Source organism: Pararhizobium polonicum, from assembly GCF_001687365.1.
In the GTDB taxonomy this organism is placed as follows: domain Bacteria; phylum Pseudomonadota; class Alphaproteobacteria; order Rhizobiales; family Rhizobiaceae; genus Pararhizobium; species Pararhizobium polonicum.
Map to the genome: position 1 here is coordinate 566,115 of NZ_LGLV01000005.1, position 13,350 is coordinate 579,464.

Annotated in this window: 16 protein-coding genes; 9 read left to right on the forward strand and 7 right to left on the reverse strand. The window is 61.8% G+C overall.

The genetic code is table 11. The features are described from left to right. Positions 1–13: 13 nt before the first annotated feature. The 3 genes from ADU59_RS08705 to folE all read right to left on the reverse strand — a co-directional run bounded on the left by ADU59_RS08705 (position 14) and on the right by folE (position 2,293). Entirely contained in the window at positions 14–988 is a 975-nt protein-coding gene (locus ADU59_RS08705) for a patatin-like phospholipase family protein (protein WP_068953638.1), read from the reverse strand. Between the two features lie 210 nt (positions 989–1,198). After that, a complete protein-coding gene (hisI, locus tag ADU59_RS08710) occupies positions 1,199–1,651 on the reverse strand; it encodes a phosphoribosyl-AMP cyclohydrolase (RefSeq protein ID WP_068953639.1) in 453 nt (150 codons plus the stop codon). Between the two features lie 24 nt (positions 1,652–1,675). Further along, positions 1,676–2,293 carry a GTP cyclohydrolase I FolE gene (gene folE, locus ADU59_RS08715; RefSeq protein WP_068953641.1) on the reverse strand — a complete coding sequence of 206 codons (618 nt, stop codon included), beginning with the start codon at positions 2,291–2,293 and terminating at the stop codon, positions 1,676–1,678. Positions 2,294–2,634: 341 nt separating this feature from the next. Between folE and ADU59_RS08720 the strand changes: the two genes are divergently transcribed. The 4 genes from ADU59_RS08720 to thrS all read left to right on the forward strand — a co-directional run bounded on the left by ADU59_RS08720 (position 2,635) and on the right by thrS (position 6,118). Beyond that, a complete protein-coding gene (locus ADU59_RS08720) occupies positions 2,635–3,084 on the forward strand; it encodes an iron-sulfur cluster assembly scaffold protein (protein ID WP_068953643.1) in 450 nt (149 codons plus the stop codon). A 1-nt stretch (position 3,085) separates the two neighbouring features. Next, on the forward strand, positions 3,086–3,475 hold the full coding sequence (yidD, locus tag ADU59_RS08725) for a membrane protein insertion efficiency factor YidD (RefSeq protein ID WP_068953645.1): 390 nt from the start codon (positions 3,086–3,088) through the stop codon (positions 3,473–3,475). Then, the gene (locus ADU59_RS08730) at positions 3,472–4,011 is read left to right on the forward strand and encodes a DUF1697 domain-containing protein (RefSeq protein WP_068953649.1); all 540 of its coding nucleotides are present in this window, start codon (positions 3,472–3,474) and stop codon (positions 4,009–4,011) included. The genes yidD and ADU59_RS08730 overlap by 4 nt, the downstream gene beginning before the upstream one ends. 118 nt (positions 4,012–4,129) lie before the next feature. Continuing rightward, positions 4,130–6,118: a threonine--tRNA ligase gene (gene thrS, locus ADU59_RS08735; RefSeq protein WP_068953651.1), complete on the forward strand. Its 1,989-nt coding sequence runs from the start codon at positions 4,130–4,132 to the stop codon at positions 6,116–6,118. Positions 6,119–6,178: 60 nt separating this feature from the next. Here the strand turns inward: thrS and ADU59_RS08740 are convergent, their stop codons facing one another. Next, the gene (locus ADU59_RS08740; protein ID WP_068953653.1) at positions 6,179–7,186 is read right to left on the reverse strand and encodes a hypothetical protein; all 1,008 of its coding nucleotides are present in this window, start codon (positions 7,184–7,186) and stop codon (positions 6,179–6,181) included. Positions 7,187–7,312: 126 nt separating this feature from the next. Between ADU59_RS08740 and ADU59_RS08745 the strand changes: the two genes are divergently transcribed. Together ADU59_RS08745 and ADU59_RS08750 are read left to right on the forward strand one after the other, a co-directional pair. Beyond that, the gene (locus ADU59_RS08745) at positions 7,313–7,897 is read left to right on the forward strand and encodes a nitroreductase family protein (protein WP_068953655.1); all 585 of its coding nucleotides are present in this window, start codon (positions 7,313–7,315) and stop codon (positions 7,895–7,897) included. Then, positions 7,897–8,499, forward strand: coding sequence for a flavin reductase family protein (locus ADU59_RS08750; protein WP_068953657.1), 603 nt, complete (start codon positions 7,897–7,899; stop codon positions 8,497–8,499). The genes ADU59_RS08745 and ADU59_RS08750 overlap by 1 nt, the downstream gene beginning before the upstream one ends. 13 nt (positions 8,500–8,512) lie before the next feature. On the opposite strand, the gene ADU59_RS08755 is transcribed toward ADU59_RS08750, so the two are convergent. Further along, entirely contained in the window at positions 8,513–9,166 is a 654-nt protein-coding gene (locus ADU59_RS08755) for an aldolase/citrate lyase family protein (protein WP_158515706.1), read from the reverse strand. A gap of 138 nt (positions 9,167–9,304) precedes the next feature. Here ADU59_RS08755 and ADU59_RS08760 point away from each other — a divergent pair, with 138 nt between their 5' ends. After that, on the forward strand, positions 9,305–10,444 hold the full coding sequence (locus tag ADU59_RS08760) for a DUF2336 domain-containing protein (protein ID WP_068953661.1): 1,140 nt from the start codon (positions 9,305–9,307) through the stop codon (positions 10,442–10,444). A gap of 4 nt (positions 10,445–10,448) precedes the next feature. Here the strand turns inward: ADU59_RS08760 and ADU59_RS08765 are convergent, their stop codons facing one another. Beyond that, positions 10,449–11,024 (reverse strand): TetR/AcrR family transcriptional regulator, encoded by a 576-nt coding sequence (locus ADU59_RS08765; protein ID WP_068953663.1) that lies wholly within the window; start codon positions 11,022–11,024, stop codon positions 10,449–10,451. An 86-nt stretch (positions 11,025–11,110) separates the two neighbouring features. Here ADU59_RS08765 and ADU59_RS08770 point away from each other — a divergent pair, with 86 nt between their 5' ends. Next, positions 11,111–12,133: an SDR family oxidoreductase gene (locus tag ADU59_RS08770; RefSeq protein WP_068953665.1), complete on the forward strand. Its 1,023-nt coding sequence runs from the start codon at positions 11,111–11,113 to the stop codon at positions 12,131–12,133. A gap of 4 nt (positions 12,134–12,137) precedes the next feature. Here the strand turns inward: ADU59_RS08770 and ADU59_RS08775 are convergent, their stop codons facing one another. Further along, positions 12,138–12,584 carry a hypothetical protein gene (locus tag ADU59_RS08775; protein WP_068953667.1) on the reverse strand — a complete coding sequence of 149 codons (447 nt, stop codon included), beginning with the start codon at positions 12,582–12,584 and terminating at the stop codon, positions 12,138–12,140. A gap of 207 nt (positions 12,585–12,791) precedes the next feature. On the opposite strand from ADU59_RS08775, the gene ADU59_RS08780 reads away from it, so the two are divergent. Next, the gene (locus ADU59_RS08780) at positions 12,792–13,298 is read left to right on the forward strand and encodes a GNAT family N-acetyltransferase (protein ID WP_068953670.1); all 507 of its coding nucleotides are present in this window, start codon (positions 12,792–12,794) and stop codon (positions 13,296–13,298) included. The last annotated feature ends 52 nt before the right edge of the window (positions 13,299–13,350 follow it).

A 13,350-nucleotide genomic window follows, 5' to 3' on the forward strand; every position in this document is an offset into this window, starting at 1 on the left:
GCGTCAGGCGGCGTTAACGCAGCATGACGTCCTGGAGCCGCTGCAGTTCGCTGAGCTTGGCCTTGGTTTCGTGATAGCCGCGGTCGATTGCTTCGCCGGCGCGATGAAACTCCGACAGGCCGATATCGTTGAGCTTGGGATGCAGCGCCAGATCCGGCGGATCGCCGGCAAGGCGAGCGCGGGAAATGCGGTCCTGGATGATGTTGAAGGCCTGCACCATCACGCTGGTCATGCCCAGCCGCCCGGCCTGGCCTTCGGGATGTTTCGGCATCGGCGGCTGTACGGCCGTCGTATTGCTTCCCGCATTGTGCTTGATGACGGCGGAGCGGCCATAGAGGTCGTAGTTGAGGTTGACGGCGACGACCAGCTGCTGCTCGTGGGCGCGGCAGACCGAGACGGGAACCGGATTGACCAGCGCGCCGTCGATCAGGGTGCGATTGTTGCATTTGACCGGCTCGAAAATGCCAGGCAGCGCATAGGAGGCGCGGATCGCGGTAATCAGCGATCCCTGGCCGATCCAGACTTCGTGGCCGGAATTGACCTCGGTCGCCACCGCGACGAACGGCCGGTCGAGATTTTCGATCACCATGTCCTGCAGGTGTTCCTGCATGCGCTTGGTCAGCCGCAGGCCGCCGAACAGGCCGCCGCCGCCGATGGCGAAATCCAGCAGGCCGGCGATGCGCCGCATGGTCAGCGAGCGGGCAAAGGCCTCCAGCTCGTCCAGCTTTCCAGCCAGATAGCAGCCGCCGACGAGCGCGCCGATCGAGGTGCCGGCGATCATGCCGACTTCGATGCCTTCCTCGTCCAGCGCCTTGAGCACGCCGATATGGGCCCAGCCGCGCGCAGCACCGCCGCCAAGGGCAAGGGCGATCTTCGATTTCGCCGGTTTGATCTCTATGGGAGGAGGGGCGTTCAGCGCGTGGGACGGGCCGCCGGGCGCCGATGCATCTGCGGTCATGCCGCTACGATTGAATGTCCAGTTCAACATCCGGCACCTCCATGCCGCAGAACACGCTGTTACAGATCGTCATGTCTCGCATTACTGCTGTGCAAGGGCATGGCGTAAGACACAATCTACATCAAACCATTCCGTGCGGCTGTTCCCGGCGGAACGCATCCTGGTTGCCGAGATTACGCTCCCAGTTTGGTTGTTAAATCATGAATCCACCGAAAAGCTGAGCCAAAAAGCTTCAGATGCTTAATTTTTGCCGTAGACGTCGTCCGGATGGAAATGAATTTCGGTGTCAACGATGTTAAGAGACGTGACGCCGTCCTTGGCATCGACGACGCGATAGAAACAGGAGCGACGGCCGGTGTGGCAGGTCGCATCATGGCCGGCAACGCGGACCTTCAGCCACAGGGCATCCTGATCGCAGTCGGTGCGGATCTCTTCGACGCTCTGGAGATTGCCGGATGTCTCGCCCTTTTTCCAAAGGCTCTTGCGTGAACGGCTGTAATAGTGGGCGATGCCGGTCTCGACGGTCAGCGCCAGTGCCTCGGCGTTCATATGCGCCACCATCAGCAGCGTTCCGTCTCCGGCGTCGGTGACGACGGCGGTGATCAGTCCGTTGCTGTCGAAACGCGGGGTGAAGGCGGAACCGGATTCCAGTTCCGCCTTGTCGGCGGGCGGGTGGGCGAATTCAATTGTCATCGGAAAGGCTCCGGCTGACGGAGCTTACTTGAAGCCCCGCAGCATGGTCATGAAGCGGGCCTGTTCGGCGGGCTCGGTCTTGAAGGCACCGGTGAAGGTGGTGGTCAGCGTCGTCGAGCCCTGCTTCTGGACGCCACGCATCGCCATGCACATATGTTCGGCTTCGATCATCACGGCGACGCCGCGCGGTTGCAGCGTGTCGTCGATCGCCTTGGCGATCTGGGCCGTCATGGTTTCCTGCGTCTGCAGGCGGCGGCCGTAGATATCGACGACGCGGGCGATCTTCGACAGGCCGAGAACCTTGCCGTTGGGCAGATAGGCGATATGGGCCTTGCCGATGATCGGCACCATGTGATGTTCGCAATGCGAGAAGAACGGAATGTCCTTCACCAGGACGATATCGTCATAGCCGCCGACTTCCTCGAAGGTGCGGCCAAGGACGTCTTCGGCTGCGAGATCGTAGCCGGAAAACAGTTCCTTGTAGGCTTTGGCGACGCGCGCCGGCGTATCGAGCAGGCCTTCGCGCTGCGGGTCGTCACCGGCCCAGCGCAGGAGAACGCGAACGGCGTCCTCAGCCTCTTTCTGGCTCGGCCGGCCATCGGTGGCAGGCAGGGCGGGAAAATTCTTGACTATGGCATCCATAATGGCCTCTTGGCGTAACGTGCGTTACTTGACGTTTATCTTTTCGGACAACTCGCCACTGGCCATTGACCTGACGTTTTCAGGCCTGGTTTCCGTCGGCGGGCTCCGGGGCTTTCAGATTTGCAGAGGTTAAGGGCTCTGGATCATCCGGCACGGTTTCCCAAACAACAGGCGACTGTTCGCTCTTGCGAACCTGTCGCCCCCACACGACATACCATATAATAGGCGGGGATACATGTGAAAGGGGCGCAGGTGGAGACAGTGTGTTTTTTTCTCAGATACGATAGAAAATCATGCGCCGTTTGTCTGAAAGCGCGCAAAAATGCATCGGATCGCGTCGAATGATGGATGAAATCTACAACAGCCGAATTCTGGAATTCGCCGGGAATATCCCGAAAAGCGGCCGGCTCGAAGACGCCGACGCTGAGGCCGGCGCGCATTCCAAGCTCTGTGGCTCGAAGGTCCGCGTCTATCTGAAGATGGATGGAGACACGGTGACCGACTTCGCCCATGAGGTGAAAGCCTGCGCTCTCGGTCAGGCATCCTCGTCCATCATGGCCCGCCACGTGGTCGGTGCCACAGCGGCCGAAATCCGCCAGGCGCGGGAAGACATGCTGGCGATGCTGAAGGCGGACGGCGAGGGCCCATCCGGCCGCTTCGAGGATATGCGCTTCCTCAAACCCGTGAAGGATTACAAGGCCCGCCACGCCTCGACCATGCTGACCTTCGATGCGGTGGTTGACGCGATCGGCCAGATCGAGGCTTCGCGTCCAGTCAAGGCTGTCGGCTGAGATGTGCGGCGAGTCGGGATGTCAGGGGCATGAGAGACTGGGGCATGAAGCCGCCAGTACCGTACGGCCCTATTCAGGCCGCAACTATGCGGGACCCTTCCGCAAGACACCCGGACGGCTGTTCGGCATGGCCTTCATCCGGCTCTATCAACTGACGCTCTCCGGTTTTATCGGCAATTCCTGCCGTCATATCCCCACCTGTTCCGAATATGGCTACGAGGCGATTGCCCGCCATGGCTTCTGGCCGGGCGGCTGGATGGTGCTGTTCCGCTTCATGCGCTGTGGCCCGGGCGGCACCGGTGGGCTCGATCCGGTGCCGGAACGTCTTGCGCCGTCGAAGCACTGGTACACGCCGTGGCGTTACTGGCGGCCGGGTGCCGCCGTCAAATGACGATCTATATTGCCTTGCTGCACAGCATCGTTCTCGGTGCCGGCCGCCGCGTCGTCATGGCCGATCTGCGCGCGACTGCGGAGCGGATCGGGTTTCGATCGCCGCGCACGCTGGTGGCGACCGGAAACCTGGTCTTTGAAGCCGACACCGAAAATGTCGCCGACGTGGAAAAGGCACTCGAGCAGGCCTTCGCCGCCGATTTCGGCAAGCATGTCGATATCATTGCGCGAAACGCCGGCGAATGGCGCAGGCTTGCCGCGGGCAATCCGTTTCCGGATGCCGGCGTGGTGGAGGCGGCAAACATCGTCGTGCGGGTGATGCGGACGCCATTGAGCATGGATGTTCTGCCGGACTTGCAACGGCGGTGTCGCGACGGCGAAAAAATCCATATCGTCAACGGCGACCTCTGGATCCATTTTCCGGGCAAGCCCAGCACATCGAAACTATTGTCGGCGCTGACCTCCAGACGGCTCGGCCCCGGCACATTGCGCAACTGGAACACGGTGCGCGGTCTCACCGCTATGATCGAGGCCTGATCAAGCCTGTTCTTTACTCCGCCGCAAAAACGCTCTATCACCCGCGCGTCAATTTGCCGGGTTGCCGGCCATTAAAAACCACCCGCATTCGTTGGCGGGACTGGACAAGGAAGAAATCATGTCTGACGCTGTTTCCCTTACATTTCCCGATGGCTCCGTCCGTGGTTATGCCGCTGGCACGACGGGCCGCGAAGTCGCCGAATCGATCTCCAAGTCGCTTGCAAAGAAGGCCATCGCGATTGCGCTGGATGGCGAGCTGCGCGACCTGTCCGACCCGGTCGTCACCGGCAAGCTTGAGATCGTCACGCGCGAAGACGCCCGCGCACTCGAACTGATCCGCCACGACACGGCCCATGTGATGGCCGAGGCCGTGCAGGAATTGTGGCCCGGCACGCAGGTGACCATCGGCCCGGTGATCGAGAACGGGTTCTACTACGATTTTGCCAAGACCGAGCCTTTTACGCCCGACGATCTGCCGAAGATCGAAAAGCGGATGAAGGAAATCATCCAGCGCAACAAACCATTCACCAAGGAAATCTGGCCGCGCGACAAGGCGCGTCAGGTTTTTGCCGACAAGGGCGAGGCTTACAAGGTCGAGCTGGTCGACGCGATCTCTGACGATCAGGACCTGAAGATCTACTATCAGGGCGACTGGTTCGATCTTTGCCGTGGGCCGCATATGGCCTCCACCGGCCAGATCGGCAACGCGTTCAAGCTGATGCGGGTGGCCGGCGCCTATTGGCGCGGTGACTCGAACAATCCGATGCTGACGCGCATCTACGGCACGGCCTGGCGCACGCAGGAAGAACTCGACCAGTATCTGCACATTCTGGCCGAAGCCGAAAAGCGCGACCATCGCCGCCTCGGCCGCGAAATGGACCTGTTCCATTTCCAGGAAGAAGGCCCGGGCGTTGTCTTCTGGCATGGCAAGGGCTGGCGCATCTTCCAGACGCTGGTCGCTTATATGCGCCGCCGTCTGGCCGGCACCTATCAGGAAGTCAATGCGCCGCAGGTGCTCGACAAGTCGCTCTGGGAGACCTCCGGCCACTGGGGCTGGTACCGCGACAACATGTTCAAGGTGACGGTTGCCGGTGACGAAACCGACGACGAGCGCGTCTTCGCGCTGAAGCCGATGAACTGCCCGGGCCATATCCAGATCTTCAAGCACGGCCTGAAGTCCTATCGCGAACTGCCGATCCGGCTTGCCGAGTTCGGCAACGTCCACCGCTACGAGCCTTCCGGCGCGCTTCACGGCCTGATGCGTGTGCGCGGCTTCACGCAGGACGACGCGCACGTCTTCTGTACGGACGAGCAGATGGCGGCGGAATGCCTGCGCATCAACGACCTGATTCTGTCGGTCTATCAGGACTTCGGCTTCAAGGAAGTCGTGGTCAAGCTCTCAACCCGTCCGGAAAAGCGCGTCGGCGACGATGCCCTGTGGGATCGCGCCGAAAGCGTCATGATGGATGTCTTGAAGACGATCGAGGCGCAGTCGGAAGGCCGCATCAAGACCGGTATCCTGCCGGGCGAGGGCGCGTTCTACGGACCAAAATTCGAATACACCCTGAAGGACGCCATCGGCCGCGAATGGCAGTGCGGCACGACGCAGGTCGATTTCAACCTGCCGGAACGCTTTGGCGCCTTCTATATCGATAGCAATTCGGAAAAGACCCAGCCGGTGATGATCCACCGCGCCATCTGTGGTTCGATGGAGCGCTTCCTTGGCATCCTGATCGAAAACTTCGCCGGCCATATGCCGCTGTGGATTTCGCCGCTGCAGGTCGTCGTCGCCACGATCACATCGGAAGCCGACGACTACGGCCGTGAAGTGGCCGAGCTTCTGCGCGATGCAGGTCTTGAGGTCGAAACCGACTTCCGCAACGAGAAGATCAACTACAAGGTCCGCGAACATTCCGTGACCAAGGTACCGGTGATCATCGTCTGCGGTATGCGCGAAGCGGAAGAGCGGACGGTCAATATTCGCAGGCTCGGCTCGCAGGCGCAGACGCCGATGACGCTGGACGAGGCAATCGCGTCGCTGGTGTCGGAAGCGACGCCGCCGGACGTGAAGCGCAAGGCGGAACTGCGGAAAAAGACTGTCGCCTGAACAACGGACAGAGCATGAGATGATGGCGGGGGGGCGTGTCGAGCGCCCCCCGGCCTCGTTTCAGTCCTGTGCGTCGGTCGCGCCGGAAGCGGGCTGCGCGGCCTTGTCGTTCAAGAGAACCTCGACATCGGTGTTGACACCGGCTGTGACGGTAAAGTCCCGCTGGAAAATCTTCTCGTTGTTGCGGGCGATCGCGGTATAGCTGCCTTCGGCCAGAACCAGTGTCGGAAAGGCGCCGACGCTTTCGCTGACGACGTCGCCGGAGGATGTCAGGATCGACCAGGCGGTGTCGGCGATGGCTTCGCCCCCCGGCTCGGACACCAGCTTCAGCGTCAGTTTGGCGGCGCGGTGCTGGATCGTCGCTTCCGTCAGCTTGCCGGCTTCCACCTGGATATCGGCGCGAATCACGGCATTGACCGAGCCATAGTTGGAGACGACATGGTAGGTGCCGCTGTTCAGCCTGATCACCGTGTTCGGCTTGACATCGGCGACCACGAGCGCGCGCTCGCCGTCTTCCTTTGCATCCGACGAAAAAATCGAAAAGCTGAGTTCGCCGGGCGGAATGCGCACGTCGCTGCCCGATATGGCATTCAGCATGACACCGCCGGCATCAAGCACGAGAACCTGTTTTTCGACCGGTCCGGTTTCCGCCACCCTGATCTTCCGTGTCGCCCCGGCGCGTCCGAAGGCGACGTTGACGAAATACTCGCCGGGAACGAGCTGGAACGCCGCCGATCCGCCTTCCGATGTCGCCAGAAGCGGCAGCTTGCCGTCTGCGCCGGGAATGGGGCTGAAGACACGCCAGGTCAGGCCCTGTTCGACAGGCTTGCCCTTTTCGGTCAGGTGCGCTTCCAGCTCGATATCCTTCGCCGTCGGTCCTTGCGTCGTGATATCGGGGATCTGCGGATTGAAGCTGTTGAGCTTCGGCATCTTCTTCTGCGGCGTGGATATCGCCGGGAAGCTCTTGAACGGGTCGGCGAGCTCCTGCGCATGCAGCCCGCAGCCGCCGGTCGCGACGAGAACGAGCGCTGTGATGACTGCGCGAAAGGGACCGGCTGTGATGCGCATGAGACGGTTGACATCCTGAGTGTGTGGCTCCACTTGAAGCGCCGATATGGCGATTTCGTGGCTGGCCTTTTTGGCGGTGAAGCGCGATGGCGAACTGCGGTGGCAAACTAGTGGAAATGGACGGCGATGAAAACTGAAATCAGTCTGCGTGATTATCTGGCAACCCGCCGGTCGATTCCGGCCTTTCAGATGGGCGGCCCCGGCCCGGGGACGGCGGAGATCGAGGAGATGCTGAAACTGGCATCCCGCGTGCCGGATCACGGCAAGCTCGCCCCGTGGCGTTTCATCGTCTATCGCGGGAGCGAGCGGGTGCGGCTCAGCACGGAGCTGGCGAAGATGGCGCTTATTGCCAGGCCAGACCTGTCGGAAGAGATGATCAAGGTGGAAAACACCCGGCTGACCCGCGCACCCGTCGTCGTCGCCGTCGTCAGCAAGGCGGCCCCGCATTTCAAGGTGCCGGAGTGGGAGCAGGTCATGTCGGCCGGTGCCGTCTGCCTCAACCTGCTGATGGCCGCCAACGCCCATGGCTATGCCTCCAACTGGCTGACGGAATGGTACGCCTTCGACGAAAAGGCCTATCCGCTGCTGGGCGTGCAGCCCGGCGAAAAGATCGCCGGTTTCATCCATATCGGCACGCCGCAGGTTCCGCCGACCGAGCGCCCGCGGCCGGAGCTTGCGGATATCGTGACCTGGGTTGGCGAGGACGCCTGATGTTCTACGCCACCGCCGACAACGCCCATGGCCTTGCTCACGATCCGTTCAAGGCGATCGTTTCGCCCCGGCCGATCGGCTGGATCGGCTCGAGGGCAGGTGACGGCAGCCTCAATCTGGCGCCCTATTCCTTTTTCAACGCCATCAGCGATGCGCCGAAGCTGGTGATGTTTTCCTCGTCCGGCCGCAAGGATTCCGTCCGCAATATCGAGGAAACCGGCGAATTCACTGCCAATTTCGTCAGCTTCGACATCAGGGATGCGATGAATAGGACATCCGCCCCGGTGCCGCATGGCAAAAGCGAGTTCGCGCTTGCCGGATTGACCGCCGTCGAAGGGCAGTTCGTGCGTGCGCCTTTCGTGGCCGAAGCCTATGCGGCGCTGGAATGCAAGGTGACGGAGATGTTCCGGCCAAAGACGCTCGATGGCACCATCTCCGACAGCCACGTGGTCATCGGCCAGGTCGTCGGCATCCACATCCGCGAGGAGGCGATCCGTGACGGACGCTTCGACATGGCCAAGGTCCGGCCGGTCGGGCGGCTCGGATATATGGATTATTGCGACGCCGGCGACGTTTTCGAGATGCTCCGGCCGAAGCGGTAAGGCAGAAGCGTTGTCACGCGCGCAGCGCCGCCAGCTGTGCGGCGTTGCGCGCAATCACCCCGGAAAAACCATCGGCCAGGGCGATGTCGCGCGCCGTTTGCGGATCGCCGTGAGTGTTCTCTTGCAGCAGTTCATAGCAGGGCAGGCCCGCCTGTCTTGCCGTGATGACGGCTGTTGCACGCGCAAGTAGCAGGGGGGCGCCGGCTCTTGAGGCAGCCGTGTTGAAGGTCTGGCTTGCTGTTGCCTGCGTCAGGCTCGCGCCGTCGAAAACGATGGCTGCCAGCCGGCGGGATACGTCTTTCAACGGTAAAGCCGATAGAACAAATGCCGCATTCTCGCCGACCTCGGCGACAAGGGCAATCGATCCGGCCTCGATCCCGTGTTCGGCCTCAGTCACCCGCAGCATGACGTCGAATGCCTGGATATCTGCGACACCGCCACAGCCGGAAAGCACAAACCCGTCCGGCCGCAGTGCCGCCAGCCGTTCGAGCGCATGCTGGCCGGTCTCGCCGTCCGGCCTGCCGACGCGAAGCAGTGTATAACCTGCGGTTGCCTGCCGGCGGGCAAGTACCGATTGCACCTCGTCGGTCGCGCGCTCCGTTGCCCAGTCTGTGCGGATATCGGCAATCACGGTCAAAGCACCGTTCAGAGCTGTATTTTCCGCCATAAGTGCATCCGGCGGCGCGCAGAGCATCAGGGTTGTGCGTTCGAAGCGGTTAACGGACATGGTGAACCAATCTTAAACTTTTGATTGCTAACGTGGGAAACACCGTGATTGGGCTGGTTGGTGTGTAGTGAGGCGTCCGTGATCATTCAAGCATTTCTTCGTTGGGTCGAAACCGCGAAAACTGGCGACCGGGTCCGGGCGGCGGAAGCGCTGGGCCGTGCCTATGTGGCGGCGGAGATGAACACGCTCGATTATCATGCCGCCGAAATGGCGATGACCTTTCTGCTCGACGATCCGTCACCGAAGGTCCGGCTGGCGCTGGCCGAGGCGATCGCCGATTGCGCGCGCATTCCGCGCTCGATCGTCCTGTCGCTTGCCGAAGACCAGCCAGAAACCGCCTATGCCGTCATTTCGCGTTCGCCTGTGCTCAACGATATGGATCTTGTCGATCTCGCTGCCAAGGGCACGCCGGAAACCCGCGCGGTGATTGCCGCCCGCCAGGCCATGTCACGCCCCGTTGCCGCCGCCATCGCCGAAATCGGTGGCGAGGAAGAAGTGCTGATCCTGCTCGAAAACGAACAGGCCAGATTTTCCTGCCGGACATTGAAGCGTCTGAGCGACCGGCTCGGCCATCTCTGGTCGGTCCGCAACTGTTTGCTCGACCGGGACGATCTGCCCGCCGACGCCCGTCATGCGTTGGTCGAGAAGGTCGGCGCAGCCCTTTCCGGATTCGGTCTGGTACAGGCGGCGATCGGCGAACGGCGCGTCGAGCGGATCACCCGCGAAGCCTGCGACAGGGCAGCGGTCGGCATGGCCGGCGCGGCGCAAGCCGATCAGATCCCGGACCTTGTCGAGCATCTTCGCGTCACGGGCCGCCTGACGCCTGCCTTCCTGCTGCATGCGCTCTGCTCCGGCAAAGTCGATTTCTTCGCCGCCGCCATCGTCAACCTGTCCGCGGTGGCCGACAAGCGGGTGCGCTCGATCCTGTCCGATGGCCGCATCCATGCCATTCGCGCCCTGTTCGAAAGTGCCGGCCTTGGCCGCGACGTCAGCGCGCTGTTTGCCGAGGCGGTGCTGATCTGGCGCAAGGAAAACCGTTCGGGTTCCGCGGGCATGACCGCCACGATTTCCGCCATTCTGTTGTCGAAACTGCGCGGCAGACGCCAGACCTCGGACGCATCCGGCGGGCTTGCCGATCTCATCGAGAAACTGTCGATTGCCGAGCAGCGGCAGACGGCCCGCGATTATGCACTGCTGGCCGCGAGGGAAGCCGCCTGACGTTTCAGGCGGGCCGCGTCGAAACGTCGAGCAGGCGCATCAGGGCCGCCAGCCGCTGGTCCAGTGTCTCAAGTCCGTTCGGGGCTTTCTTGATCCCGTCCAGACAGACATAGAGCAGATCGGTCAACGTCTCCGCCGAAAGACCGGTTGCCGACAGTGAAATCTCGCCTTGCGAGACTGCCGTTGTCACCGCGTCTTGCATGCATGCGCGCAGCCGAAGTGAGGTCGCCGCGGTGATGTCCTCGGCCAGCATCATGTTCGCCTCGAACAGTTCCAGGCCGTGGGGGCTTGCCTTGACGGGGGCCATGATCGTCATGGTGAAATCCGTCAGCGCGGCTTCCATCCGCAGAATGAAAGGCCGGCCGGATGTAAAGGCCGCCTCCGCCGCCTTCAGCGCTTCGTGGTGATGCCAGACCATCAGCGACCGGAAGAGATCGTCCTTGTTTTTGAAATGCAGGTAAAGGGCTGCGCGCGACATCATGGCGGCATCGGCAATGTCCTGCATCGATGCCTTCTTGAAGCCGTAGCGGCTGAAGACATCCGCCGCTGCCGTCATGATATGCTGCTTCTTTTCGTCCATTCCTGTGAATTGACACTTTGGACTAAAAATGTCAAACTGACAAAATAGACTGAAAATGTCAGAATGACAGGGCAAGAGGTGTGACGATGGACAAGGATGCAAACCGGCTGGTTGCCGTGACCGGGATCGGCGGTTTTCTCGGCCGCCATGTCGCGGCGCAGTTGCTGCGAGCCGGATACGAGGTTCGCGGAACCCTGCGGTCGATGAAGAAGGCCAAGGCCATCGAGACGGCAATCCGCTCGGTGGACGGCACGTCCGAGGGAAAGCTCTCCTTCGTTGTGGCGGATCTGCTCTCGGACGACGGGTGGGCGGCTGCATTTTCCGGGGTGACGGACGTGATGCACACGGCATCTCCGTTTCCCTCCAGCGTTCCCAAGGATGAAAACGAGCTGATCCTGCCGGCACGCGAGGGAACGTTGCGGGTGCTGCAGGCTGCCAGAAACGCCGGTGTCCGCCGCGTGGTTCTGACCTCCTCCATCGCCGCCGTCAGCTATGGACCGGGCAGGGCGCCCTTTACCGAGGATAACTGGACCGACGTCAACGGGCCGCTTGCCACACCCTATTACAAGTCGAAGACGCTGGCCGAGCGCGCCGCCTGGAGCTTTGCGCAGGAAAACGGGCTTGAGTTGGCCGTGATCAACCCCGGCATGATCCTTGGTCCCATCCTTGGTGCCGATACGGGAACTTCGGTCGGGGTCGTGCAAAGCCTGCTGAAAGGCCGCTATCCCGCCACGCCGGATTTCAGCGTGCCGGTGGTCGATGTGCGCGATGTCGCCGAGGCGCATGTTCTGGCCATGACGGTCCCGGAGGCTGCCGGCCAGCGTTTCATCATTGGCGGCGCGGCACTGTCGGTCAAGGATATCGCCGATATTCTGAAACGCGATTTTCCGGCTTACGCGAAAAAAATGCCGAAATTCGTGCTGCCCAACTGGCTGGCGGGACTGGCCTCGCGGTTCGATCCCGGCCTGAAGCTGATCGTCGGCGAGCTTGGCCGCGATGCGCGCATATCCAACGACAAGGCGCGGCGTGTGCTGGGCTGGAAGCCGCGCTCCGAGGAGGACGCGATCCGCGCCAGCGCCGAAAGCCTGATTGCCGCCGGGCTGGTCTGACCGGTTACTTGGTGAATTTTCGCGCCACCCAGGAATAGCCGTCTTCGATATAGTGAACGGGCTTGGTCACGACGTTACGCAAGGCCGACCTGTCGGGCAGGGCGCCGGTGATCATCGCCAGTGTCCTGCGCGGCAGGCTCGGTTTTTGCTGTTCGGCGGTAGGCGGCGTCGGGACCGGATCCGGGGTGACGGGATGTGTCTCATCGAGCGCAGGCTGGGCCAACGACATGGGCGCCGGGTCCTTTGCGTTCGCCATCTGCTCGCCGGATTTCTCGCAGACCGCGACGATCACCGGGTAGTTGCTGTTGGAGAATTTCGGTAGCTGCTTCTGCGATTCCGCGTCGCACGTGGCAATGGACTGCCAGGTGCCACTTACGGTCGAGACGTAGTGGCACTGGGTGACGCTGTCGTCGCAGCCGAGGATTGTCATGACGATCAGGGCAGGAACCATCGGGAATGTGTCTCCAGTCGGATTTCGGAATCGGCCGCGCGGGGCTCGGTTGCAAAGTGTGCCGAACTAACTGTTTGTTTGCTCCGAAAGTAAGGCGAAGCGGCAACGGGTACGAAACAAATTGTTTCCGGCTGTTTTTCAAGGAAGCTGGTGATTGCCGCTCCCCGTCAGGAATTGCAGTCTGTCGTTTGCGGCAAACTGCTTCTAATGTCGGCTGCAAACCGCCGGAATCGATCTGTGAAGGAAGAGCGTCAAGTGTCAGTCACCATTGAAAAAGAATCGCCCCGCCAGCCGGGTGTCCTGCGCCTTCTCGAACAGTCCGACGCCTATGCGCAGTCGCTCTATCCAGCCGAAAGCAACCATCTGGTCGATGTTTCGACGCTTGAAAAGCCGTCCGTGGCCTTCTTCGTTGCCCGCCATGAGGGCGCGATCGTCGGCTGCTGTGCTTTGGTGGATGCGGGTGACGGTACTGCCGAGATCAAGCGCATGTTCGTCGATCCCAAGGCGCGCGGCCTGAAGATCGGCCGCAGGCTGCTGGAACATGTCGAGAGCCATGGCCATGATGCCGGGCTGTCGGCTATCCGGCTGGAAACCGGCATCTATCAGCCCGAGGCCATCGGTCTCTACAAGAGCGCGGGCTATGCCGAGATCGGCCCGTTCGGCGCCTATCTGGCGGATCCGCTCAGCCTGTTCATGGAAAAGAAGATCGGCTGACACAGCTTCGGTCAATGCCGGAAAATCGTTTCCGCTCCGTGTGTTGGAGCGG